The sequence below is a fragment of the Peribacillus saganii genome, assembly GCF_003429095.1.
GTDB lineage: Bacteria > Bacillota > Bacilli > Bacillales > DSM-1321 > Peribacillus > Peribacillus saganii.
In genome coordinates, this window is the sequence record NZ_QVTE01000043.1 from 1 (window position 1) to 24,549 (window position 24,549).

A 24,549-nucleotide genomic window follows, 5' to 3' on the forward strand; every position below is an offset into this window, starting at 1 on the left:
TCTCCCCCAACCAGTCCAATACTTGTGCTCCTGATAAGTCAGGATGTTCCTTTAACCATTCCAATATTTCCTCCCGAAAGGGATCCAGCTTTTTACTTCTGCTTTGTAATGAGATGGCAAATGAGTAAAACTCTTCTGGAGACATCCTTCCGTATTCTATTACCCTATTCCTAGAAATCTTTAATTTTCTAGCTATCGCGCTATTTGAAAAACCCTCACCGCGAAGCCTATGAATCTCGTTGTAAATCATCAGTTTTTCCACTCCTGTTTATTCCTCACTTTCCATAGACTGATTTAAGTATATGAAAGTGGGTTAATTAAGGTAAACTGTTGATTCTTATTTGTCGAAATCTGTTTATCCTTATTTGTGGAAAACTGTTGATTCTAGTTTATCGTTTACAGTTAAAAGAATAATCATAAAAAATAGCCTGGCACCCAATATGCCAGGTTATTTTAGGTCTGCCAAAATTTGTTCACTAGTTCCTTCAAGCTTAAATGGAAGCAAATTCGTTTTCTCAGGGCTGAGTTTTAGTAAATCATAGTAAACTGCTTCAGATGCATAGATACTGTCAGCGGTATCAATAATTTTTTGTAGGCTGCTATTTTCTTTGATTCCCCCAGCCATACTGATGATGTGGTTAATGCCTGCTTCAGCTGCTCTATTCGCCATCCATTGTCCGCCTTTTACTCCAAGACAGATAAACGCAACCTTTGTTCCTGATTTCAACTGCGCAAGGTTCATCAAATCAAGAGTCGAAATGGTTGCGCCAATCGTAAAGATCGGTTTGCTGCTGTTCTTAAATAAATTTCTTACTTCATTGGTATGGTTCAAGGTTGTTATGATACTGTCTATTTCGTCGAAATTCTCTATTTCTTGTCCTTTTTTGATATCCTCGAGGAAAGCTTTTTTTATGTGGGCGCCCGTATGCTTTTTTATTTGCGTATAGTAAAAGAGGTGGTCATGCTCCATGCATTCGATAAATAAAAATTTCTTCGCTTCAGCATGTTCCAGAAATAGATAGTGGTGCATTATGATGGAGGCTAAGTATTCATCAAAATTGAATCCTTTTTCAATAGCTTTTATTAGTGAAAATTCAACGATTTCATCTAATTCTTTCTTTGAAATAAGGGATTCTACGCTTTCATTATTTGCCACCTGTGTTCTTCTGCCTTTATGCATAATAAGCAAGCCGTCTTCCTTAAGCTGCGAATAAACCCAATTAATTGTGTTACGGTTAATGCTGAGTTGATCAGCTAGCGTACTAACTGTAGGAAGATAATCTCCAGGAGCTAATATTTGTTTGCTGATTAACAGCTTAATTTGTTCTTTCAGCTGAATATTTATAGGGATTGGCAAAGCGGAATTTACCGTTAAAGATAAGGTTTCATATTTTCTCATAATGATCCTCCTTATATACCTATTGTAATATGAATTTAATTATTACAAAAGAAAAATGTAAAAATATCCATTTACTATTTAACATCATTAAAATATTAACATATATTACTAGCAAACTATGTTAATTATGTTAGAACAGTGGGAAAAAATATTTTAAATCATTCAGGGTAGCCTGTGTTGGCTAGGATTGGAAGTTTCGCAAAGATGAATACGAATGCCAGAACCCCTTTGCGGGTGATGCCCAACAATGCCTCGGTGGGGTTCGCAGGTGGGTTTGCTGCTATCCTTATTCTTATGACGCTTTCAGAATTCACGTAAATACTTGGATAATGGCTCCATTCGGCGCCAGTTGTGTACTTTGCTTTCAGTCTTTGGGATGCACCGTTATCACAGCCGAGAAATATCATAGGCGGTCATTTTTTCTCTACTTGAATAGGGGGCTACTGGTCTTTCATGTATTAGAGAATTCTGTTTGGGCAGTAGCGCTTTGGGTGGGATGGGCGATTTCTTGCATGGTTCTGACAAAAACGACACATCCTTCGGAAGGAGCTGATCCTATAGTAGTTATCCTCTCGGGAAGTCATTGGAGCTTTTTGTTTATTCCTGCTTTTTTTGGCGCACTTCTTATTGTGCTTGTTGCACTGGTGATTAATAATTTGCATCCTGCAAGGCGGTATCAGAAATTCTGATATTAATAGTGCATTGTGTATATAAAAAAAGAATAAATATAGTTATCTATGTTATTGGTAAAAGTCTGAATGACACTCAGAAATTGTCTGTTTTTCTATGCTTTTAACCCAAAATTGGCACATAAAAAAGAAGAATGAAAGTTGGCTTCCATTCTTCTTTCTTTTGTAATTCTAAAACTCTTCCTCTATTGTTTTTTCACCCAATGTCCAATCCATTGGGCACATGCCGCCTGATTGTAGAGCTTGAAGGACCCGAACAGTTTCTGCAGCACTTCTTCCGACATTTCCATTGGTCATTGTAGCGTATTGTATTACTCCGTCTGGATTAATTATGTATAAAGCACGGTGGGAAGCACCTGTATTTTGGTCTAATACATCATATGCTTGTGCTACTTCCTTTGTATAGTCAGATGCCAGGGTAAGGTCGATTGCACCTATGGCATTTGGATGGTCTGCCTTTAGCCAGGCGCGATGTGTGTATATACTGTCTGTACTGATTGCCAGTACATCTGTATTCAGTTTTTCAAATTCAGGCAAGTAAGTATTCATAACTCTAATTTCAGTGGGACAAACAATTGAAAAGTCAAAAGGATAAAAGAAAAGAATTAACCATTTGCCTTTATAATTATCCAGTGTTGATGGTATAGGCAAGCTTGAGTATGAGGACACAGTATCTACTTTAAAATCCGGTGCAATAGTTCCGATGTTTAACATTTGTGTTTTTTCTCCTTTGTTGGTAAATAAGAACTAGGTTATTATACCTAATAGTTTGCAAGATATCAAAATTTAAATTTTTTTCTTCATAAAAAATTTCTTCATAAAAAAACCGATAAAAATTGCAGTAACACATTTGAAGAATTAATGGGGGTCTGTCATTTAATGTTGGGTGTTCTGTCAATCGGTGTATCTGAATTATGTTTTCGGACCATTTGAACGGGTAATGTAATAGTGCTCATCAATGAGATGAATATAATTCACTCTAACAGGAGGTTTTACCATGCCGAATAACAATAGTGAGCGCGATCAATATTTTAAAGACCGAGCCGGTACTGATGAGGCAAGATTTCATGTTGTGCCCCATGACGAGGAAGGCTGGGCCGTCAAAACAGAGGGTGAAGACAACCCTGACTATACTTCAGGCTCAAAATCTGAAGCAGTGAAAGAAGCCAAACGAATGGCGGAAGAGGCAGGTACAATGGCTATCATTCATGATGAAGACGGAAAAATTGAAGAGCAGCATAATTATCAGTAAAAAATTTCAAAGAAGTGGTCCTGAAAGTGCGGAATCTTCCGTCTTTAAGGACCACTTTTTTTGCTGGATAGACGTGCTAGTGCCGGAAATAGTCATAGGACAAGGAATGCTTCGGCAGCGATACATTCCACAAAAAAAAAATGACGGCTTTGTGAGGGTGTGTCGCTTTTAGCCTCTGTAAGGTTTATGCTGGCGGCGACCCTGGCACTTGCCGTCAGATCATAGTTGATCTTCCTTCTGGCAGTGCGCTTGCGCTTTTCTTATAAATGATAACACTGTGTATGGATTGCTGCCTGTACCATTTCAGTATATAAGGCGAAACGAATGAAGCAAGGAAGGGAACCTCATTATGTAAAATTATTAAACGACCAGACATAAAGAGTAGTACCAAAAATCTAGCTTTTATCAGTAGTGGCTTTAGGAAATTCAAAAGTAAGCCTAGTCCCTTTCCTTTGTTCACTTACAACCCTTATAGTCCCTTCTATTCTTTGTCTCAACGGCCTGGATGAAAGAGAAAAAGGATTTTCCCTTGGAGCAAAAGACCATCTTATCAAGCCTTATAACCCCACAAAGCTGTCAAAAGTGATCATGCAGACACTAATCAGCAACGGGAAAAAAGGCCAAATCCTTATTCCGCAAAAAGAAGGCGAGCAGGATCAGCTATAGCTATCGGCTTATCATCCCTAGTTCACTGAAGCACTTGCTCTGGCAGCTGGTTTTTTTATGCTGAAAGAGCCCTAGACCTAAAATTTGTAGAGTATTAGCTGCAACGACACCGATATAATGAGATCTTTCAAACTGTTTTCCATGATTGAATGCCTTTAATAAGGGTATTGAATTAGTACAACATATAAAAGGAGTTATTCATCATGGAAAAACGAGTAATCGGTGTTTTTGAAAACAATGAACAAGCAAAAACAGCTGTAGAGGATTTACAGAGAAAAGGATACAAACTTGAGGACATTTCAATAATTGCAAAAAATATTGATGGATTAGGATCGGCGGCTGACCAAGTTGAGTCTAAAGAAACGGATGGAGTTATAGCAGGGGCAGCTGTAGGCGGAGCAGTAGGCTTAGCCGGTTTTCTTGTAGGAATGAGTGCATTGGCAATCCCGGGATTAGGTCCAATTCTAGCTGCAGGCCCTATCTTTACCACAATAAGCGGAGCTGTAGCAGGCCTGACTACTAATGAAGGCTTGAGAAAAGCGCTGCAGCAGCAGGGGTTGAATGAAACAGAAGCCCGCCAATATGAAGAGGATGTTAAAAAAGGACGGATTCTTATATTCGTATCGTAATAGTCCTTAAAACTATGAATTTGGTAAGATAAAAATAATTACTTTAAAAAGCCAACAATGCTGGCTTTTTAAAGTAATCAATTTTCATAATTCGGTTAAAAAAAATTAAATCTTTTCCACATTCACCCGCCCTGAAAAGAATGTAGCACCGCCGCCCATATCAGCTATACGATCTGGTGTGAGTGAGTTGACCAGCTGTTTTGTTCCTGGTTCCTCTCTCCAAAGTCCTTGAGTGACGATGACTCCGGGTAACACATTTTCTCCGACAGAAGCTTTTAACTTGCATTCGCCTCGATGGTTCCAAATTCTAACAATATCTCCATCTTGGATACCTGCCGCAGTGGCATCCTGGATATTAATGTGTACTCGTGGTTCTTTTTCTAACGAGATGTGTTTTTGATTGTTTGAAAAGGTTGAGTTTAAAAAATTATGGTTTGGAGCTGGTATAAATAAATACCGAAAGTTTTCGTCCTCCACCAATGGTATGTACGTTGGCAATGGAGGATAGCCGTCTTCTTCCATTTTCTTAGAATAAAATTCTATTTTCCCGCTGGGTGTAGGAAGCTTCCCAGGGAAAAGAGGTTTCATGGCTGCTTTAACAAACTGCTTTTCAACCAATGTTTCATAATTGATTCCATCCAAGTAGGGATTCATTGGAAAATCGAGGGCCTGTGCAATCATTTCTGCCTCAGTTTGTTGAAAAATCGGTTCATCAAAACCCATTTTTTGTGCAAGCAGCTTGAACACTTCCACATTTGATTTAGATTCTCCATAACGTTCAATTACTGGCTGCTGAATCTGTATGTAATGATGCCAGTAGGATGAATAGAAATCCGTATTTTCAAAGGACGATGTAGCTGGAAGAACTAGATCTGCATATGAAGCCGTTTCGGTCATAAATAAGTCATGTACAACCAAAAATAAATCATTTCTTGCCAGACCTTTTCTAATTTTATTGACATCTGGTGCAACAACGGCAGGGTTTGTGCCATACACGTACATGGATTTTACAGGCGGGTCCAATTCAAGTAAAGCTTTACCAAGTAAATTCATATTGATGACGCGTGTCTGTTTGTTTTTAAGTAAATCAGGACGTTGCAAACGGGATGCATCATGGGCTAAATAAGAGGAATTTCCTTTGATGGCTCCTCCTCCTTTTCTCAGCCATTGTCCAGTAAGGGCAGGGAGACAGGTAATGGTCCGAATGCACATACCCCCATTATCGTGATGCTGGGGCCCATTGCCGATTCGAATAAAGGATGGAGATGTTGTTCCATACATACGAGCTAATCGATAAATGTCACGCACAGGAACACCAGTGATTCCAGAAACCGTAACGGGATCGTATTGAACAACATGCTTCCGCAGTTCTTCGTGTCCAACAGTATACTCTTGTAAAAAGGAGGGGTTTACTAAACCTTCAGCAAACAATATATGCATGATGCCGAGAGCGAGGGCACTATCGGTACCCGGTAAAATTGGAATGAACCAATCCGCCAAACGGCCAGTCTGATTTTTGTGTACATCAATAACAATAATCACAGCTCCATTTTTACGAGCCTTTTGTGCAAGAGCAACTTGATGCATGTTCGTACTGGCAGCATTTATGCCCCAAAATATGATAAGTTTTGAATGTATCGTTTCTTCCGGATCCGTTCCTAAACTGGCTCCCATTGTATACTTATATCCTTCTGAGCCAGCGGATGAACAAATCGTTCGGGCTAATTGGGATGCTCCTAAGCGGTGAAAAAAGCGGCGGTCCATACCTTCTGCATTCAGCCTTCCCATGTTGCCATAAAAGCTATAAGGGAGAATACTTTCAGGTCCATTTGCCCGAATTAGCTCTTCCCAGCGGGATGTTATAATCTCAATCGCTTCCTCCCAGCTGATACGCTCAAATTTTGCTTCGCCCTTTACCCCAATTCGCTTCATTGGATATTTCAACCGCTGATCATCATATAATCGGGCTGCCATATTTCGAACTTTGTTGCATATATTTCCCTTTGTCACAGGATGATTGGGATCTCCGTCTATTTTAACGATTTTCCCTTGTTCTTTATGAAGAAGTAAGCCGCATTGATCCGGACAATCAAGAGAACAAACGGAAGGGAACACACCATTGGGTTTATTTAAATATGAGTTCATTCGCAGACTCCTTTATTTATAGAGTGAGAATTTCCTATTGTTACAAAATTATGCATGAGAACATTATGGGAATAAAATTTTGATATGTTAAATTGTTTTTATTTATGAATTAGTCCGAGACGCAAACATTGTGCCACTGAATAACATTTGAAGCAGCCTGAATTTTTAGTTATAAAAATATTATATAGTATATTCTCCTAAAACCTAACCATGAACATAAGGCGTGGCTAAAAAAAGCAGCCTCAATGTTTTTTTCATAAATATCCATTACCTTCTCTAAACTGAGTCCAATAAGCATTGAATTGTTCTGTATTGATGAAGTAACAGCAGCCAGTATATAATTAATTTGATTTATGAAAAGTTCTTACAGGTTAGGTCATGAGGAGTGAACAAAGTGAGTTCGATGGATGCTGTTGCTGAATATCTTATTAAAAAGGCTGAAACAGTAAGCAGAGAAATAGTTCAATATAATATAGATAAATTGGAAATAGAATTACCCGAAGAGTTAATTAAAAAGGCAATAATTACTCATCGAGAGTTTATAAAGTTTTTAGGGGAAACTCTCTATTTTTCCGATGAAGAAGTGGCAGCGGACTTTGTTGAATGGTTTAAAAAGTATGAGGAAAAAGAAGAAAATTACAAGGTTAATATTTCAAGCATAATAAAGCCTTATGCGGATACTAGACAAAGATTGATAAATATTGTAACTGCGATTTCAATGGAACATAGACTAACTACCGAAGAAGTGGTCAGGATCAATAATCGTATCAGTTATTTATTGGATATAAGCATGACGGAAACCATCCTTTTACGCGAACGTATTACTGAAAAAATGAATATAGAGAATCAAAAACTGATAACTGAAATATCATCTCCAATCGTACCCATCCAGAACGGTATCGCTATTCTCCCGCTAATCGGGGAAATAGATTTGGATAGAACGGAGCATATAATGACAAATGTTATACCAAAGATAGGTGAGATGAAAATAGAGTGCCTTATTATTGACTTCTCAGGTATAGTCACTATTGATACCGAAATTGCCAGTCGAATATTGGGCATTTATGATGTGCTTCGTTTATTAGGAATTGATGCCATGTTCACTGGTATCAGGCCAGATCTGGCAGCAAGAGTTGTTATCGCGGGTATTGATTTTTCCTCGCTGCGTACGTATGCAACGGTTCAACAGGCCATACTTAGTATGGCTTAATTTGGACGTTAAGAAAGGCAACACTGAAGTTGTGATTTTATTGCTTAGTTGCCTTTTCAAGGCTTTGAACAATTAAAGAAGAACAGCTGAAGCTGCCGAGAAACTTGCGAAAAATACAATAAAGGCATGGGAGTAAATGCCTTTGCTTTATTACTTGGTTACCAAATATTACAAATGAATGTTTGGTATATGGAACATATTTATGATATAATAAGTGAAATTCTAATTATTGATGACTATTATATCTATTTCCGAAGTCACCTTAATTAAAGGGGGACAAATGGAAATGTCGTTTACCAAAAATAATGAAACAACCAAAATGCTAGAAAATTTAATATTTTACAAGGACGTTCAAATTAGCCATACAATTAACGGCTATACGCTTACCTATTCCAAAGACTTAAAATGCTTCCAAATTCGATGCAATGAAACAGGAGAATTAGCTCATTATTCTGATGTGAAATCTTGTGAATTAGCTATTAGTAAAATTCAAGCAACTCAATAAGTTCATACTTATTTAGATAACCATTTAAGACACCATATACAATGATGGTGTCTTTTTACTTATACGTTTGTCTTTTATGAGTCCATACTTGAATATGGAAGGTTTGAACACGGTATTCTATTTTGAGACAGTGGATAAATTTTTTGAATATAAAGCGGCTGAACGACATTCTCATTGATGAACAGTTACCATGTTGTAATTTACCGGAAACTTGCAGTAAAATAGGACTATAAAATGGAACTGCAGTAGTCACCATAGCAAAATATTTGTCCGGAACAACTTAATATTATTCTAATAAACTAATTGATAAAGTATATTTATTTAGTTTCGTTCACTGCTTGATATGGATATTATACTGACAGTTTTGTAATTTGGAGGTTCTCGAATGATTGGAAATATTGCTTCTTTAGATACTTTAATAGCAGCCGTACCAGTGATAAAAAGCTGTTTTCCCGTGGATTCATCTATTACAATCTCAGATTTGGATAAGGTAGTCGCTGTTTTTCCGGGTGAGAGTATAAATCTTGGTATAAACGCAGGGGATGTGTTACATCCACAAACTCCGATCGCCCAGGCCATTACAAACAAAACATCAGTTCATGTCAATGTTCCAGAGCATGTCTATGGGTTTGAATTTACAGCAAGGGCCATGCCTATTTATGACTTAGCCGGTAAAATGATCGGCGGTATGGGGATTGCTATGAAAAGGCAAACCGAATTGAGGGTCATGGCAGACCAAATGTTACATTCGCTTACACAAGTAAATGAAGGTATGAATCAAGTGTCGGCAGGAGCAGTATCATTAGCTGACTTCTCACAGCAGCTTATTGTTGAATCACAGCATGTAACCGAGGATGTAAAAAAATCCGACGAAGTATTACAAATCATTAAGAAAATTGCCGAACGAACGAATCTATTAGGCATAAATGCAGCTATCGAAGCTGCACATGCCGGAGAAAAAGGAAAAGGATTTGGCATTGTAGCCAACGAAATTCGAAAACTTTCCAGTGAAACTGTTACTTCTACCAATAAAATCCGGGAGACAATGCTTCAATCTCAGGAAGCTACCGCTGAAATTGTGTTGTCTATCCAAAAAATGAATACTATTGGAATGGATCAAGCTTCATCCATTCAAAATATATCGGCCTTTATAGAAGAGTTACGTCAAATGTCCGAAAAATTAAATAAGTTTGCCGAGAAATTATAGTTCTTATCAGGAGTGGTAAACAGTGATAAAAACATCCATGCAGGGTGTTTTTATTTTGTTCTAAAAAAAAGAGACGGCTAAAGGGAAACTTTCACTCTCTGTTGCTTATGGGCTATCCTCCGAGCGAGAAGGAAATTAATTTGGATAAGTAATTTGTGACCTTAGAAATTCCAAAAAGATTTTACTATTTGATTTTCCAATCAAAAAAGGGCTATCATGTAAAAGCGAATAAATTACTGAGCTGAGATAGAAATGTGATAACTGGCAATTTCACAACCATTTACAAGGAGCGGTTTAATGATAACGATAAAAAGCGAGCGTGAAATCCAGGCGATGAATGAAGCGGGAAAACTTCTGGCTTCCTGTCATAAAGAAATTGCAAAACTGATTAAGCCTGGCATTACTCCAATGGAAATTGAACGTTTTACAGAAGAATTTTTGGCAAAGCATGGGGCTACACCTGAGCAAAAAGGTTACGAAGGATACAAATATGCAACATGTGCTTCAATAAATGATGAAATCTGCCACGGTTTTCCAACTAACAAGCCGTTAAAAGAAGGCGATATCGCAACAATTGACATGGTGGTAAATCTAAATGGCTATCTGGCAGATTCAGCATGGACCCATCCAGTAGGAACACTTTCCGAAGAAACACAAAGACTCGTTGACGTCACGAAACGTGCCATGTACCTTGGCATTGAACAGGCAGTTATAGGGAACAGACTAGGTGATATTGGCCATGCGATCCAATCGTATGTGGAGGGAGAAAAATTCTCTGTTGTCCGTGATTTTACTGGTCATGGAATCGGGAAAACGATGCATGAAGATCCTCAGGTCCTTCATTACGGTAAACCTGGAAAGGGAATGCGCCTGAAGGAAGGTATGGTCATCACGATAGAACCTATGGTCAACATCGGAACATGGCGTATGAAAATGGACGAAAACGGCTGGACTGCCAGAACAGCGGACGGCAAGCTGTCCGCACAGTTCGAGCATACGGTAGCCATTACGCAGGATGGCCCGCTGATCTTGACAGAACAATGATTTCACGTTGCGTTTTTACTATAGTGAAGTTCATGTTTTATTCGGAGGAAATCTTGAATACGGTGTGGCATGCAGAGTGAATCAGGCCACTTGTGAACCATTTGTAAGGTGAGTTGTGGTTTGTTTCTACGAAAACTCGCAAACATTATTCTATATTTAACCGTACAGTGATTTTTGTCACCGTGCGGTTTTTTATTTATTCATGGCTGATTGAATAGCGCAAGTTCTGGCTAGTCAAATGGCATTTGAAGTAGTTATGGGAAGACTTGCATCTGTAATGAAAGAGTTGATCTTGATGATGGGGTTAATAATGGTAAACAGAAAAACGAAATAGATGATGGAAACACAAATCCTGAAGAAGGCGAAAAGAATGAAAACTACTTAATAGTTTTGGCATTAGTAAGTTCAAAAAATATACAGCATTTTTAAATTGTGATATAGTCAACTAATAATTCATAGTAAATTACTATGATAAATAAAATATGGAGATTTAAATTCAGGTCAGATCTTTTCATCCGGAGGTATGTACATGGGTATACCAAAACCATTGGTTCAACTAAATCAATCTTTTATCGTGTTGAGTGTTATTGCCGCATTGGTATTTTACAAACTAATACTTTTCCTTCCATTTGCTATAGGGGTTTATACGTTAATAACAAAGACAAACCCAATTATATTAATAGGAAAGAAGTTCCTAAAGAAACCTTTTTCCCAATATGTAATGGAGGACAAAGACCAGCAGCTGTTTAACCAATGGATAGCAACAGTATGCATAGGATTGTCACTAGTTTTCTTCCAGCTTGGTTGGAACACGCTGGCATATACTTTTAGTATTATGGTCCTTTTAGCTGCTGGGATTGCATTGATGGGTTTTTGCATTGGCTGTTTTATTAGATATCGTTACATGATGTGGAAACATAGAAGAAGCCTGACAAAATGAGGCTATTATACTGAAAATAGACCAATAAAGACCTTTATTGTTTACTGGTGAACAACAAGGTCTTTTTATATAGTTGAATTGAAGATTGTTCAGTGTACTTTGCTGCTGCTTACGATTAGAACAACCTGTAAGTAAGTGGGATAATAATATTAATGTAAAAAAGGGCAGATACTAAAAGTAAATTTTTCTTATAATGAGTTCTGCAGAAAAACCTGAAAATAAAAATAAAATTCAACAGGCAATCATTCACTTAACTCGGTCCAGAAATAATTAAGCGGGTATATAGAATAATAATATAAACTCAGTAATAATAAAAGAACACTTTATTTGATGATCAGGATAAAGTGTTCTTTAAATAAGTATATGCTGTTATGGTCAATCGTATTTTTTCATTATCCTTAGCCGAAAAATCAATACTTAATCTTAATCGTTTAGTGCCTAAAACCTTTTAAAGAAAGTGTCCAGGTACTTGCTAGTAAGATCATGCATAAAAAGGCACGTCACCAAGGGCGTGTTTTTTATGTTAAGATAAACGCTTCGTATATGATTCCTCTAGTGCAGCGGCTTCCTCAGCCGCTGTTTTGTCTTCGAGTTTAACATGTTAAACTCTCATCCTTATTTTAGAAATTAATTTCATATCACACTTGGAAAAAATCAACGAAAGAAATATTTCATTATAAACCTCGCTAGAATAAATCTAGTTTGTCGTCACCATTTAAAAATCAAAATCCATGATTTTATTGGTAACGTTCGCTGAGAAACCCTTATATTATGCTGTTTTTGCAGGATTTTAAAGGGTAAAATAGAAATATATACTATCGATCCGGTAACAATTCATCGTATGAAAGGAGCAAAAGATGGCAGCAGAAAAGAAAAGCCAGAGCGTTACAGTTGAAACTGTCGGACTAAGCCAAAGGGAATTTTTGACTTTGTTTTTGTTGAATACGTTAGCCAATCGACCAAATTATCCGCGAGCCATCCATCAAGACCTGAAAAATCAATTTACCGGGAAAGTCCACAGCTATGATTATCTTTGTAAGATTGCTAACCAGCTGGCTGGATCAGGCCATGTGACTTTAAAAACGGAAAAAGGCCGTAATTTTTATCACATTACGGATAAAGGAAGAGAATTGCTAGTGTGGTATCGTTCCAATTTTCAGCCGAGGATGTTTGAAGTCAAGAAGGTCATTGACCGATTTGCCCATGACCTTACCGGTTACGGAGATTATTCGCCTGTCACGGAAAATTTGCCTGAAGAGTACCGTTCTTATTTTTCAAAAATCGTTTCTGTAAAAGATTTGGTCAGATATATTACTCTTAAAACGGCTGACGTAAGGAAGAGCATTTATATGGGGGAAGTGGGGGATCTGCTGAAAGCTAAATTTGGCTGGATTGCCAGCAATGGATACCTGTATGACCTCGCACACGAAATGGAGGAAAATGGTCTGCTGACTGGCCGCTGGGAAAGCGAAAAAAGAACGAAACGCTTTCTTAGGCTGACAGACGAAGGTCAGCATCATTATAAGCAAATTGCAGACTCAGCAGCGGAACGTGTCCAGGAAGTACAAAAATACTTAAGCTGTGTTCTTCATTTTCTTGATGAATCACAAGAAGTTTCATAGATGCAGAAGCCAAATACAGGCTTCTGTCTTTGTATGTGTAAAAACAAATAGCGATTGCTTGACGTCTGAATTAAAAAACAATATAATTACCTCGAATTCAAGATATTTTAAACTAAAACAAATGAAAGAAAGGAGAACATTGGATATTCATTATATTACGGCGAGAGTTGGCAATCCCAATGAAAATGTAGATTTCTATCCAGGAGTATTACGTCTGCGTTTTGTGAAAAGGTAAGATAGAAGAGGTTGTTGCTGACTTTTTAATTACGTGAATTAGATTAGTATGGAGGGAACGTCATGAAACATATTTACCAAAAAGGAGCAGAAGGGGCATCAAATACACTGTTGCTGCTTCATGGGACCGGAGGCACGGAAAATGATTTATTGCCCCTTGCCGATATGATTGATAAAGACGCCAATGTATTGAGTGTACGTGGAAATGTTTCCGAAAACGGAATGCCTCGCTTTTTTAAGCGGCTGGCAGAAGGAGTTTTTGATATCGAGGATCTCATTTTCCGCACTAAGGAATTAAATGAGTTTTTGGATGAAGCGGCAGAACAGTACAACTTTGACAGGCGCAATATTATTGCTGTGGGATATTCCAATGGCGCAAACATTGCAGCAAGCCTTTTGTTCCATTATCGTGATCCGTTAAAGGGTGCAATTCTCCATCATCCAATGGTACCAAGACGGGGGATTGAGCTTCCCGGACTATCTGGGATAAATGTCTTTATGGCAGCGGGTAAAAATGACCCGATATGTCCTGCGCAGGAAACGATCGATTTACAGCAGCTATTAGAGGACGCCGGTGCCTCCGTATCTGTTCATTGGGAAAATTTTGGCCATCAATTAACCCGCTCAGAGGTAGAGGCTGCGGCGAGCTGGTATTCCAACATTAAATAACTCCTTAAATGGGTTTCACTCTTCCTGACGGAACAAGTGTTAACCCATTTTTGTTTTAAAAAAATATTATCTTTCTGTTCTAAGCAGGTCCTTTTGTAATGTGACCAATGAACACTATGCATACTAATGAACAGGAGCGTTTACTTAGTCTCGTTTTATAACAGGTGTTATGATAGTACTGTATAAAAGATAATGAGGAAATGTCCATCACATGATTGGTTAACGAAAGGAAGACAAACATGCCATTTTTCCAAACGAAAGAACAAGAAGAAATGATTAAGCAGCTGGATTCTGTCATCAAGAACTTTTCAAAAAGATCACAGGAGCTTGATGAAACCGGTGCTTTTCCTTTTAAAAATATTGAAGAGCTGAAGCAGGCAGGTTACTCCAAATTAACGCTGCCAAGAGAATATGGAGGCAGGGGCGGAAGTCTTTATGATTATTTGCTGTCACAGGAGCGAATTGCCCGCGAGTGCGGACCAACTGCGTTATCGATCGGCTGGCATTTGGGAATTGTCCTCAATTTATCTGAAAAAAACACCTGGAAGCCCGAACCATTAAGAGAGTTATTTCAGGAAGTCTCCAAAGGAGCTCTCATTAACAGTGCAGCCTCCGAACCACAAACCGGAAGTCCGACAAGAGGAGGCAGGCCAGCTACAACTGCAGTGAAGCATGGTAAGGAATGGATCATAAACGGCCGGAAAAATTATACGAGTATGGCGCCTGTATTGGATTATTTTCTAGTAAGTGCATGGGTGCCTGAGGAAGAAACGATCGGTTGGTTCCTCATCCACCGTGACGTTCCCGGGGTATCAATAGATGAAACATGGGATATGATTTCTATGCAAGGCACCGGAAGCCATGACCTTGTATTAGAAAATGTTGCTGTTGAGGATAAACATTTTGTCGAAAAACAAACTGGTATCAAAAAAGGAGAGGGGTGGCTGTTGCATATTCCCGCGTGCTACATTGGAATAGCCGCTGCTGCAAGGGATTATGCGATAGATTTCGCCAAGACACATTCCCCTAACAGTCTTCCTGGGCCAATCAGAGATTTGCCAAATGTGCAAAGAACAATTGGCGAAATAGAAATTCAGTTAAAACAGGCGAGACATTTTCTATACTCTGTAGCAGAAAAATGGGAAAATCCTGATAAGCGAGACTTTTTGAAGACGGATCTAGCAGCTGTAAAATTCTCGGTCACCAATGCTGCCATTACCATCGTAGATAAAGCCATGCGTGTTGTCGGAGCTAAAAGCCTTCAGCGGAACAATCCAATGCAGCGTTATTATCGAGATGTGCGTGCAGGGCTGCACAATCCTCCAATGGATGATGCAGTTATCACATTGGCAGCAAAATCAGTATTATATGACGAAAAATAACACCCCGGCCTATGCCTGGGTGTCTTTCATAAGTGCTCTTTGTCAAAATATATCAGCCGGTAATGCACTGACAAGGGCTGGCATACTGTCAGAAAGCATTTCGATATTTTTCGTTACTTTTGTTGTATATGAGAAATCTCCATAGCAATAAGGATAGCGAAAATTAGATTTATCGCCGCCGCAGTTATAAACCGCAGGATTCTTTTGGACCTGGATCTTCGAAAATTGCTTGGCTAGTTCTTCAGAATGCTGATTGCCTGAATCTGCAACATAATTAATATAGCCCATGCCCATATTATAAGATTGAATAATTGTCTCGAAATCAACGTTTTTCTTTGTACCATAGTTTACAACCTTATTAAAATGCTTGACACCTTGTTTAATGCTTTCTGCTGGGTTATTGATTGTATTTGGGGGAAGACCGGCTGATTCAGATGACTGCATCGGGTCGCCGCCTTTGCCATGGCTTTCCTGCTGCATGATCGCAATAAGAACGGCAGTGTATTGTTCCAGGTTATACTTTGCCAGCTCAGTTTGAAGAGCGGTACTGTATTGCGTGGAAGCAGCAAACGGATCCAGCGGTTTTACGACTGGTGGTGGTGTTGTTACTTTTTCTGTTTTTTGCAAATGGACGACATGGTCAATCAATAAGAATAGAAATAGCAATGTCATCAATAATATAATTCCGTTTATTTTCTTCTTTTTTCGTTGCATTATTGCTCTCCGTGTTTCTTGTTTGTATGTAGTAATAGTTTATCAAAATATGAATATATAATCTTTTAATAATTACTTTTTAGGGCTGGATTGCACAATTTATACGACGTCTAAGAGGTTTTGATTGTCTTATTGATGAATATATATGTAATCAAACTAAAATAGCACATCGTACTTACTTAGGAATGGTGTTTTAAATCAGTTTTTAATAACATAGGAGTCTTTACTTAGAATGGGAAAGGGAGTCATGTTATGGTGGTAACATTAGAAGATGTTTCTCTGAATAGAAACGGGGAATGGATTTTAAAGAATATTAACTGGAATGTCAGCAAAGGAGAACATTGGGTTATTTACGGTTTAAATGGAGCAGGAAAAACAGCGCTTTTGAATATGATTTGTGCCTATTACTTTCCGACATCAGGAAGTGTTGAGGTCTTAGGAAGCAAATTTGGAAAAGCGGAGCTGGGAGGAACACTTCGAAAAAGAATTGGGCTGGTGTCTTCAGCCCTTCAGCAAAAATTTAGCCCATCAGACAGTGCATTTGAAATTGTGCTTAGTGGTGCTTATGCTTCAATAGGGCTATACGAAAAACCAACAGCTGAAATAAGGGAAAGGGCGATTTCCCTTTTAGAACAATTAGGCAGTACTGAATATGCTGACCGCAACTATCAGACATTATCACAGGGTGAAAAGCAGCGTGTGCTCATTGCAAGGGCTTTGATGGCAAAGCCGGAACTATTAATATTGGATGAACCAGCCGCAGGACTCGATTTTATTGCAAGAGAGGATCTCTTGGAGTTCATTCAGCTGATTGCGCAAGACGAAGTTGCACCAACACTGCTGTATGTCACTCACCATGTGGAAGAAATATTGCCGATTTTTGATCATGCACTGCTTTTAAAAGGAGGACAAGTATTCGCTTCTGGAAAAACAAAGCACATATTAAAAGATAACACGCTATCAGATTTTTTTGGTCTTGAAGTAGAAGTAAACTGGCATAATGAAAGGCCGGCCTTGTCAAAAAGGGCTGCTTGCAGTTCAGTTAAATAAACTGAAGTTTTCATTTACAAACTAAATGTTTATATACCCGCTTTAAACGTTTCTCGATTTCGAGGTCATTAAGGCTGGCATAGGAATTCAAGCAATCTGATTTTACCTGTGTGAATGAAACGGAATCCAGGGAAAACTCCTTCAGCAGATGCTTGGTTCTATCCCAGGCATCTATTTCTGTTTTTATGAGAAAATGTTTATACTTTTGAATAGCCTCAGATATAAACTCTGAATGAATATTTTCTGAGAAAAATTCAGTTTTTCTTTGCAGTAATGGCTTTTCATTGTCTTGAAACGCGTGGCCCAGCTCATGCAATAGAAGCACGGTAATAAAATCCTTCAGTGTTATTGATTTACTGAAGGTAGTTTTCCAGCGTTTGAAAACGTACGACGGGTTTACGTAAATCTTCTTGTCGCCGTAATGATAACAGGTACCCTTACAAAAGGAATAGTAACCAATGGCAATTTCTTTGATGCACGTAAATTTGGAAAATCCTTTGGCGCAAATTTCAGCTAGCGAGTATGTTAAATCATACAGATCTATGGCATTTATTAGTGAAGATAAGTTTTTTGATTTACCAAGGTGGAGATCGTGTAAAAGGTTTTTACCGTTAAGGGCAATGGTGCCGGATTCATGCTTAAGAAGTAATTCATTGTCCTGACTTAAATCGGATAATTGGTATTGTTCAAAACCGTAGGCTTGTAATGTTTCATTAATGGAGTTAATTGTTTGGTTATTCATTGTTTAGCCTCGCTTTCCAATTGAACTATCAACGGAAGATTACAGCATAAGCGGTTATAGCTGCATTCAAAAATATCAGCAGATATTAGTACCAGATACTATATATATAATGACATAGGAGTAGGTTTTAAGGAAACTTTTTTTAAAAATAAGTGTAAATGAAGCAAACTATTGCACGAATTTATGATCATATTATGGCTCCTCTGGAAAAAGGTTTCTAAGAAATTGGCAATTCCAATTATTCCAGCAAGCCTCAGGAAACATTTAGCTGATTGGTGCAGGAACAGGGGGGGATTTTCCCGTTATATCTGCCTGGAGGTAATGTTTTTACAATCGAACCAAACTCACATATGATACAAAAGCACAGCAAAGCGTCGAGTTTGCAGTTATCCTTGTTGACATAACTATAGGATATGCCGAAAGCCTTATATTTTAAGATAACTTTTTCGATATCGTCGTTGTGACATTAATACTCTGTTCAGCGAAAAATCCACATGTTATTGATGAATTAAAATGAGTCAGCAAAAATGATGGGAAATGGCTTACTATTGGAACATGTGAGATGAAGCATCCAATACCCGAAACCTGCAGCATACCTTAATCCAGTCTGGAAGCATGTTCGTGATAACTGTCATCTCAACAGGGACACAGAAGAAATCTCAAAGAAACACGGATTACTTATTACCCAAAAAACATCATATATGAACGGATTATTTGTATCATTAATTGTGAATTTGGAAGAATAAAGATAATTCCTTCTAGAAATATCTCGAAATTGAGATATATGGAGCGTAATGGAAGAGGCTCTAAAGAAAAGAATTCTTATGATAGTTTCATTACATAAAATTAAACAATATTAACATTCGAAACGCTTAAGCGGATATCCTAGAGAGTAATTTTATCATCAGATTTAGGTATCTTAAATTATACATACTTAAATACAAACCAATAGCAATTATGCACAATGAAATAATAAGGAGGATCTGATATAAAATTTTTATCTTTTGTCTCAATATTAAAAGTAATCTTAGGATATGAGACTATTTTGTGTTTATTTCATTAACTTCCGAGAATATATATTATGTAAACTAGGATAATTTTACGCCGTGATTGGGGTTATCCGCTGACGTTCCTATAATATCTGTACTTTGGAACCTTCCATCCGCACATTCCTTATAATTTTTCACGTTTTTCATATGAACGATAATCCTCCTTTTGAACGATAATGTTGTGTATTTGTACGGATAATGAATTATCGTCTAAACAACTTTTATTGGAGGTTTTTGGTTTGCAATTAAAAGCTGCAATTGACGAATTCATACTGTACATTCAAGTTGAAAAAAATTATTCCACACATACAGTTGTCAGTTATGAATACGATTTACTTCAATTTTTAACTTTTTTACGTGATCATGACTGTTCAACTGATTTGGCTTCCATCACCAAGACCCATGTCCGTCGCTTTATCCAGCATCAACTGGGAACCCACAAGCAAAAACCGCGTTCCATGAACCGGAAGATTTCCAGTTTTAAGTCATTCACTAAATACTGCATACAGGAAAAACACCTGATCCATGACTTTATGAGTGGCATTGAAACACCGAAAACCGATGACAAATTGCCAGTATATATGACGTTAAGGGATCTTCAGCAATTATTCCGCTCGCTTGAACAGGATGATTCGACTTTATCCAAGCGAAATGAAATCATGTTCAAGCTAATGGCGGTAACCGGTATGAGACGATCCGAACTTGTCTCACTTACATGGTCGCAAATGGATTTTTCCAATCAAACAATCCGGATATATGGAAAAGGTAAAAAGGAACGATTGTTGCCCCTTCATCCCCTCCTTATCCCTCTTCTTAGTACTTATAAGGATTCTTTGGGTCCATATCAGAGTTATCCTACGGAGCCTGTGTTTTTGAATAAAGATGGTAAACCATTGAATCCACGTGGATTACACTCTATCTTTAAAAAGACCTTACGAAAAGCCGGTCTGCCTCCCTCCCGCTTTTCGTTACACCATTTGCGCCATACATTTGCTACGCTTATGCTGCAAGAGAACAAAAATAATGTGGATTTGCGAACACTTCAAGAATTATTAGGCCATGAAAGCATCACTTCAACGGAAGTGTATACGCATGTAGAATTTGAACAGAAAAAGAAAGCCATTGATTCGTTTAACATATTTTAAAAGGAAGAAACTACCCTTTATGGGTAGTTATCTTTTTCCTTCTGCAAAGAACTCTGGCGCAATACTTGAATGATATAACCCCATTACATCCTGTTGGTTAGCATAAAAATTCGTGTTTATAGGTGCTGATGCACTTGCTTGAAAACCCCCTTGATAATGACTAGGAAAAGGATGGCTAGATGGATTTGGATATTGACTTGAATGATTTGTTTGGTTTGGATATGGGCTAACTTCCGGAAACATGATTTGCTGATTCGGCATAACTGTTTGAGCAAGCTTTTGTTCTACTACTGACATCGTAAAACGGATCATATTTTGTTTAAATGAATGTACATGATACATGTTGTTCATTTGGCCTTGGAATGCTGCTGGCAAATTCTCATAGATTACATTCAGATTCATTTGAACGCCTAATTGATCTTCCATATCCAAAGCTGTTTGAAGCACCGTTTCCAATAAAATTTGGGCCATACGTAATTCTTTTACTTCTTTCGTATCTCTACGAAGATAACGCTCTAAGGCACCTTGTTGCGCTTTCTTAGAATGCAGTAATAGCAACCGTTTCGCATTATCTGATACACCCATTTCATGGAACATTGTAGCCACACTATAACGTAACCCATGTGGAGTAAAATATTTACTCGTTTTTTGTTTACGTGTTTTTTTACCAACTACTACTTTCTTGCTCAATCTGTCACTTGGTTCGGAATCAGGAGTCTCTGTGATCCATCCTAGATGTTCACAAATTTTATGCACTATATAATTCATTTGCTTGTTAGCAAATGCCTTTCCGCGTAATCCATATAGAAGTGGATCTTCTGGGTGCATTCCTTTTGTATATTCCAAAAAATAAGCTAATACTCTTGGAGGTAAAGGAATAAAAGTTTCTCTATTTTTCGTGTTAGGGGTCTTTACTTCCCTTTTTCTTTCATCCTCCTCACTTTTATCTGACCTAGAAAACATAATTCTTATTCCACCCGCCTCCTTATCTATAGACTGAGCTTGTAAACTAATCAGATTTGTTGAACGAAAGCCGGTAAAGATATCTAAAAGAATAGGAGCTAAGACATTAATTCCTTGAACTTGTAATTCATGAGCTGCCTTATACACTTGATAAAGTTCGTTGATGTCCAAATCCTTAGATAAATACTGCTGCTCGGTATAGTCTGTAATTTTAACCGTTAAAAATGGATTACCATCTATGATTTTTGCATGATTTAAATGTCTAAATAAAGAGGATAGTGTGCTTTTTTGTTGTTTTAATGTAGCGGACTTCACCTTTTCAGCTTGATCGTTTTTCCATACTTGACAATATTCATACGTAACATTTTCAAGAATTGGCTGTAATCCATTACTAATCATATGGTTAGTAATATCTTTAATATTTTTTCTATACGCCCTTTTTGAGTTTGGAGACCAGTTGCTTATTTGCTCTTGGTCTAAATAGGCTTCCTCTAATGTACTTTGTGGTGTAATCGTAATTTTCCGCATACTTATTTACTCCCTCTTTTTCCTATTACAAGCAAAAAACCCCAAGCTTAATACAAATGATAATCATATCTAAATACGATTACCATTGTATAGCTTGGGGTTCTCCCTTGTTAAATATTAATTTATTAATATATTAGCATGAATAAATTATATGTCAATAAGAAAATTTCATTTTATACTAGTATATCGAAAACTTTACTCAGAAATCAACGACCTATAGATAGAGAATGTATGATAACTTGTTTTCACTCTTATCTAAATAATCTCTGATCTATCATGATGGTGGTTTCTGGTATGTGTGTCACTAAATTGGGTCTTTCCTAATCTCCTCATATAAAAACTTACTTCCAATGACAAGGGGTCGTTCGAATGAGCTAGAAATAATCGTGTAATCGTCGAAGGGTATCAACCCTCCGTTTTCCTTTATTATAGAAATAATCCCTCGTTAGATTAATAACACAATTAAATTATCCAGATTATTTATTTGAATTAATAGAGTAATGATACATCTTTATGTCACTATCTATAAATCCTCTTCTTTAAGCAGCTTTGAGGGTATGAAACATATTTTCACGTCCAAGACCATTATCCGTGATTTTATCCGCTCATTCTCCCTGTTCACAGAAGTATTTTACTAGGTCATACCCTGTCGGTAATATATTTCCATCTTTATCTTCTCCTAAATCGTGATCAAGAGAAAGTATGTTTATCCTGTAGGTCTCTATATAATGAATTGCTTGTTCAGTGTTCCTTGCGATTATAAATCCGTTCGGACAATCCCTTAAATCATCAACATAAAGATTTATTTTTTCACTTGTTAGAAGTACTAGCCCTATGTATCCTTTTTTTATGTTATATAGCAGAATTCTTCTTCAACTAATCTGCCTCTTTTGTCCAATAAGAAAAAGGTTGCCGAAGCAGCCTTGCTGAAGCACCTGTTAGCTACATTTCGGTTGATAATCAACTAAACGTATGCAAAGACATGTTCTTTTATTATACTGAAATTTATAAAACACTATTAACAACGGAAATGCACAAAGCGCTTATTGCAATAGTTTATATAACTGATCCCATAAACAAGGATAAAACCTAAATATATGCATTTTAGGCCATTCCCCACTTAATTAAATTACACTCTCTTTTTAACTAAGTGAGTGTTGAAATAATGTAAAAGGGTTTATGCATTTTATAATATTCAGTAGCTCCAAAAGTTAAAACTGAAAATGACTTTGACGTTATTTTTTAAACTCTTTCTTACTTCTATCGTATGGGTATGCATAAATCTTGTACACATCCAAAGCAGATAGAATGCCCGTCAGGTGGACTAACCTGTTCTGGTTAGCTACCGAAAATAATTTGAAAAAAAGTTTATAATTGGAAGGGCTGATTTGCTTACCTGATGTATTTTTCTCTTCCTAATACTGTATTCTCTGATCTTCATATAGAGATATCCTCATAGATTGGTAACCTTTCGATTCTAATTAAAAAGGCAGCCCACCCCCATCATTAGAGGGCTGACTGCCTTATTTTTAAAATGAGGTGCGAGATACTCTCTATATGTTGTATTTGCTGATGGTAGACAATAATAAATGATGAGATATAGTGGTACATTTGAAATCCTAGAGCATTAAGTATGATTTCTTTAAATCATTATTTCCATTTTTACTTAAAACTAGTTTATAAAAGAAGGTTAACGGTACCGACTTACATCATGCCGCCCGTAGGCTGTGAGAGAGTAATATCGTTAACGTGGGGTGCAAAAAGCGCAGTGAATTAACGTCTTGGATAATTTTAGATGTAATATCTTTAATGGTGATTTACCGTTTTCTATGGAATTGGTTTAGCAAAATGTTAGCAAATTTTGCGTTGTATTAATTACTACCGGCTTTTAATGTAAGTAATTATGCTTTTTTGTATAAATGGATTGAGGTGAGAGATATGAAGGGAAAAGTGGAAAAATGTGATTATAGTGATAATGAAACCCTAATAAAAGCAATTGAACTAATTAAAAAAGGCAACTCAGAAGAAGATGTACAAAAAAGGATGAATTTATCAAATGAAGATATGGATTTGATTGATTTTGTTATTAATGAACTATAATTTCCTACAAAAGGGCGATAAATAATACAATACTGAAATTATAACAGTCAAAACTTATTAGATTGTGCTTGGAAGCGTTGGAAAATGGCTTCACTTCATTATATAAATAACAAATTAAAGAGGCAGTTTGAAGACATTCATTATCTTATGAAGAAACAAGAAAAGCTTCTTCAGGAAATGAATGGACAATATCTGAAAAGGATGCCTATGTAATTAACTTAGAATTGACTGTTAGAAAACTATTTAAGCATGGACTTTCGAAAGAAATTCTTGAAATTACAAGCATCACTCAAATGAAGATGAAGCGGAGGAATTTGAGCAACTCCTTCGGGAGATTCACCATTCAAATAATATAGATGAACTAATTAACCCACTCAAAGAACAGCAGCGAATCAATATCATACTCAAGGTATTGCTTCGATACAAGCAGGAGTATGAGGACCTTATTAAAGTCAAGAACAGTGACAACTACGAAGAGCTTATCCAAAATTACATTGATCAAACCGGTAAGGATCATCATGCCAAAAGAGCATATTCCTCTTAGTTCGAAAATTTGGCAATGATAAATAGAATGCGGGAGAAAGTGCTTATAAAGATTTCTGAGTAAAAGTATGCATCCATTCTAAATTGGATATTAATTAAATATTATTAGTACAATTTGTATG

General features: G+C 37.2%; 22 protein-coding genes and 1 pseudogene. 15 read left to right on the forward strand and 8 right to left on the reverse strand.

The window, feature by feature from the left end; translation table 11 throughout:
• Positions 1 to 250 (reverse strand): annotated as a pseudogene (locus D0469_RS14395) (IS21 family transposase); the annotation flags it as partial.
• Positions 251 to 448: 198 nt separating this feature from the next.
• Positions 449 to 1,399 (reverse strand): GntR family transcriptional regulator, encoded by a 951-nt coding sequence (locus tag D0469_RS14400; protein ID WP_117327442.1) that lies wholly within the window; start codon positions 1,397 to 1,399, stop codon positions 449 to 451.
• Positions 1,400 to 1,728: 329 nt separating this feature from the next.
• On the opposite strand from D0469_RS14400, the gene D0469_RS22160 reads away from it, so the two are divergent.
• Complete coding sequence (locus D0469_RS22160; RefSeq protein WP_158553496.1) at positions 1,729 to 2,088, forward strand: HPP family protein; 360 nt, start codon at positions 1,729 to 1,731, stop codon at positions 2,086 to 2,088.
• 171 nt (positions 2,089 to 2,259) lie between these two features.
• Here D0469_RS22160 and D0469_RS14410 read toward each other — a convergent pair whose 3' ends face one another.
• A complete protein-coding gene (locus D0469_RS14410; RefSeq protein ID WP_117327443.1) occupies positions 2,260 to 2,802 on the reverse strand; it encodes a peroxiredoxin in 543 nt (180 codons plus the stop codon).
• Between the two features lie 283 nt (positions 2,803 to 3,085).
• Here D0469_RS14410 and D0469_RS14415 point away from each other — a divergent pair, with 283 nt between their 5' ends.
• From D0469_RS14415 to D0469_RS14425, 3 genes are all read left to right on the forward strand, one after another.
• On the forward strand, positions 3,086 to 3,340 hold the full coding sequence (locus D0469_RS14415) for a DUF2188 domain-containing protein (protein ID WP_117327444.1): 255 nt from the start codon (positions 3,086 to 3,088) through the stop codon (positions 3,338 to 3,340).
• Positions 3,341 to 3,751: 411 nt separating this feature from the next.
• A complete protein-coding gene (locus D0469_RS14420; protein WP_117327445.1) occupies positions 3,752 to 4,006 on the forward strand; it encodes a response regulator in 255 nt (84 codons plus the stop codon).
• 203 nt (positions 4,007 to 4,209) lie between these two features.
• Positions 4,210 to 4,635, forward strand: a complete 426-nt coding sequence (locus D0469_RS14425; RefSeq protein ID WP_117327446.1) for a general stress protein — start codon at positions 4,210 to 4,212, stop codon at positions 4,633 to 4,635.
• Positions 4,636 to 4,740: 105 nt separating this feature from the next.
• Here the strand turns inward: D0469_RS14425 and D0469_RS14430 are convergent, their stop codons facing one another.
• A complete protein-coding gene (locus D0469_RS14430; RefSeq protein WP_117327447.1) occupies positions 4,741 to 6,780 on the reverse strand; it encodes a molybdopterin oxidoreductase family protein in 2,040 nt (679 codons plus the stop codon).
• 403 nt (positions 6,781 to 7,183) lie between these two features.
• Here D0469_RS14430 and D0469_RS14435 point away from each other — a divergent pair, with 403 nt between their 5' ends.
• From D0469_RS14435 to D0469_RS14470, 8 genes are all read left to right on the forward strand, one after another.
• On the forward strand, positions 7,184 to 7,990 hold the full coding sequence (locus D0469_RS14435; RefSeq protein ID WP_233523076.1) for an STAS domain-containing protein: 807 nt from the start codon (positions 7,184 to 7,186) through the stop codon (positions 7,988 to 7,990).
• Positions 7,991 to 8,276: 286 nt separating this feature from the next.
• Positions 8,277 to 8,495 (forward strand): hypothetical protein, encoded by a 219-nt coding sequence (locus D0469_RS14440; RefSeq protein ID WP_142919194.1) that lies wholly within the window; start codon positions 8,277 to 8,279, stop codon positions 8,493 to 8,495.
• A gap of 385 nt (positions 8,496 to 8,880) precedes the next feature.
• The gene (locus D0469_RS14445; protein ID WP_117327450.1) at positions 8,881 to 9,702 is read left to right on the forward strand and encodes a methyl-accepting chemotaxis protein; all 822 of its coding nucleotides are present in this window, start codon (positions 8,881 to 8,883) and stop codon (positions 9,700 to 9,702) included.
• A gap of 297 nt (positions 9,703 to 9,999) precedes the next feature.
• Positions 10,000 to 10,746 (forward strand): type I methionyl aminopeptidase, encoded by a 747-nt coding sequence (gene map / locus D0469_RS14450; protein ID WP_117327451.1) that lies wholly within the window; start codon positions 10,000 to 10,002, stop codon positions 10,744 to 10,746.
• Between the two features lie 529 nt (positions 10,747 to 11,275).
• A complete protein-coding gene (locus D0469_RS14455) occupies positions 11,276 to 11,686 on the forward strand; it encodes a DUF4395 domain-containing protein (protein WP_117327452.1) in 411 nt (136 codons plus the stop codon).
• Between the two features lie 857 nt (positions 11,687 to 12,543).
• Positions 12,544 to 13,308: a helix-turn-helix transcriptional regulator gene (locus D0469_RS14460; RefSeq protein WP_117327453.1), complete on the forward strand. Its 765-nt coding sequence runs from the start codon at positions 12,544 to 12,546 to the stop codon at positions 13,306 to 13,308.
• Positions 13,309 to 13,605: 297 nt separating this feature from the next.
• Entirely contained in the window at positions 13,606 to 14,211 is a 606-nt protein-coding gene (locus tag D0469_RS14465; protein WP_117327454.1) for an alpha/beta hydrolase, read from the forward strand.
• Between the two features lie 239 nt (positions 14,212 to 14,450).
• Positions 14,451 to 15,593, forward strand: a complete 1,143-nt coding sequence (locus D0469_RS14470; protein ID WP_117327455.1) for an acyl-CoA dehydrogenase family protein — start codon at positions 14,451 to 14,453, stop codon at positions 15,591 to 15,593.
• A 42-nt stretch (positions 15,594 to 15,635) separates the two neighbouring features.
• Here D0469_RS14470 and D0469_RS14475 read toward each other — a convergent pair whose 3' ends face one another.
• Entirely contained in the window at positions 15,636 to 16,307 is a 672-nt protein-coding gene (locus tag D0469_RS14475) for a lysozyme family protein (protein WP_233523067.1), read from the reverse strand.
• A 252-nt stretch (positions 16,308 to 16,559) separates the two neighbouring features.
• Here D0469_RS14475 and D0469_RS14480 point away from each other — a divergent pair, with 252 nt between their 5' ends.
• Positions 16,560 to 17,357, forward strand: coding sequence for an ABC transporter ATP-binding protein (locus D0469_RS14480; protein ID WP_117327456.1), 798 nt, complete (start codon positions 16,560 to 16,562; stop codon positions 17,355 to 17,357).
• A 10-nt stretch (positions 17,358 to 17,367) separates the two neighbouring features.
• Here the strand turns inward: D0469_RS14480 and D0469_RS14485 are convergent, their stop codons facing one another.
• The gene (locus D0469_RS14485; RefSeq protein WP_117327457.1) at positions 17,368 to 18,099 is read right to left on the reverse strand and encodes a hypothetical protein; all 732 of its coding nucleotides are present in this window, start codon (positions 18,097 to 18,099) and stop codon (positions 17,368 to 17,370) included.
• A gap of 1,288 nt (positions 18,100 to 19,387) precedes the next feature.
• Here D0469_RS14485 and D0469_RS14490 point away from each other — a divergent pair.
• Positions 19,388 to 20,293, forward strand: a complete 906-nt coding sequence (locus D0469_RS14490) for a tyrosine-type recombinase/integrase (RefSeq protein ID WP_117327458.1) — start codon at positions 19,388 to 19,390, stop codon at positions 20,291 to 20,293.
• A gap of 27 nt (positions 20,294 to 20,320) precedes the next feature.
• Here the strand turns inward: D0469_RS14490 and D0469_RS14495 are convergent, their stop codons facing one another.
• Together D0469_RS14495 and D0469_RS22015 are read right to left on the reverse strand one after the other, a co-directional pair.
• Complete coding sequence (locus D0469_RS14495) at positions 20,321 to 21,784, reverse strand: tyrosine-type recombinase/integrase (protein ID WP_117327459.1); 1,464 nt, start codon at positions 21,782 to 21,784, stop codon at positions 20,321 to 20,323.
• Positions 21,785 to 22,389: 605 nt separating this feature from the next.
• On the reverse strand, positions 22,390 to 22,650 hold the full coding sequence (locus D0469_RS22015; RefSeq protein WP_325048962.1) for a cyclic-phosphate processing receiver domain-containing protein: 261 nt from the start codon (positions 22,648 to 22,650) through the stop codon (positions 22,390 to 22,392).
• A 1,072-nt stretch (positions 22,651 to 23,722) separates the two neighbouring features.
• On the opposite strand from D0469_RS22015, the gene D0469_RS21165 reads away from it, so the two are divergent.
• Positions 23,723 to 23,884, forward strand: coding sequence for a hypothetical protein (locus D0469_RS21165; protein WP_158553498.1), 162 nt, complete (start codon positions 23,723 to 23,725; stop codon positions 23,882 to 23,884).
• Positions 23,885 to 24,549 lie beyond the last annotated feature (665 nt).

Coding starts and splice junctions, on each gene's coding strand:
- D0469_RS14400 (WP_117327442.1), bottom strand. CDS start 1,399: ATGAGAAAATATGAAACCTTATCTTTAACGGTAAATTCCGCTTTGCCA.
- D0469_RS22160 (WP_158553496.1), top strand. CDS start 1,729: ATGGCTCCATTCGGCGCCAGTTGTGTACTTTGCTTTCAGTCTTTGGGA.
- D0469_RS14410 (WP_117327443.1), bottom strand. CDS start 2,802: ATGTTAAACATCGGAACTATTGCACCGGATTTTAAAGTAGATACTGTG.
- D0469_RS14415 (WP_117327444.1), top strand. CDS start 3,086: ATGCCGAATAACAATAGTGAGCGCGATCAATATTTTAAAGACCGAGCC.
- D0469_RS14425 (WP_117327446.1), top strand. CDS start 4,210: ATGGAAAAACGAGTAATCGGTGTTTTTGAAAACAATGAACAAGCAAAA.
- D0469_RS14430 (WP_117327447.1), bottom strand. CDS start 6,780: ATGAACTCATATTTAAATAAACCCAATGGTGTGTTCCCTTCCGTTTGT.
- D0469_RS14435 (WP_233523076.1), top strand. CDS start 7,184: ATGGATGCTGTTGCTGAATATCTTATTAAAAAGGCTGAAACAGTAAGC.
- D0469_RS14440 (WP_142919194.1), top strand. CDS start 8,277: ATGTCGTTTACCAAAAATAATGAAACAACCAAAATGCTAGAAAATTTA.
- D0469_RS14445 (WP_117327450.1), top strand. CDS start 8,881: ATGATTGGAAATATTGCTTCTTTAGATACTTTAATAGCAGCCGTACCA.
- map (WP_117327451.1), top strand. CDS start 10,000: ATGATAACGATAAAAAGCGAGCGTGAAATCCAGGCGATGAATGAAGCG.
- D0469_RS14455 (WP_117327452.1), top strand. CDS start 11,276: ATGGGTATACCAAAACCATTGGTTCAACTAAATCAATCTTTTATCGTG.
- D0469_RS14460 (WP_117327453.1), top strand. CDS start 12,544: ATGGCAGCAGAAAAGAAAAGCCAGAGCGTTACAGTTGAAACTGTCGGA.
- D0469_RS14465 (WP_117327454.1), top strand. CDS start 13,606: ATGAAACATATTTACCAAAAAGGAGCAGAAGGGGCATCAAATACACTG.
- D0469_RS14470 (WP_117327455.1), top strand. CDS start 14,451: ATGCCATTTTTCCAAACGAAAGAACAAGAAGAAATGATTAAGCAGCTG.
- D0469_RS14475 (WP_233523067.1), bottom strand. CDS start 16,307: ATGCAACGAAAAAAGAAGAAAATAAACGGAATTATATTATTGATGACA.
- D0469_RS14480 (WP_117327456.1), top strand. CDS start 16,560: ATGGTGGTAACATTAGAAGATGTTTCTCTGAATAGAAACGGGGAATGG.
- D0469_RS14485 (WP_117327457.1), bottom strand. CDS start 18,099: ATGAATAACCAAACAATTAACTCCATTAATGAAACATTACAAGCCTAC.
- D0469_RS14495 (WP_117327459.1), bottom strand. CDS start 21,784: ATGCGGAAAATTACGATTACACCACAAAGTACATTAGAGGAAGCCTAT.
- D0469_RS21165 (WP_158553498.1), top strand. CDS start 23,723: ATGAAGGGAAAAGTGGAAAAATGTGATTATAGTGATAATGAAACCCTA.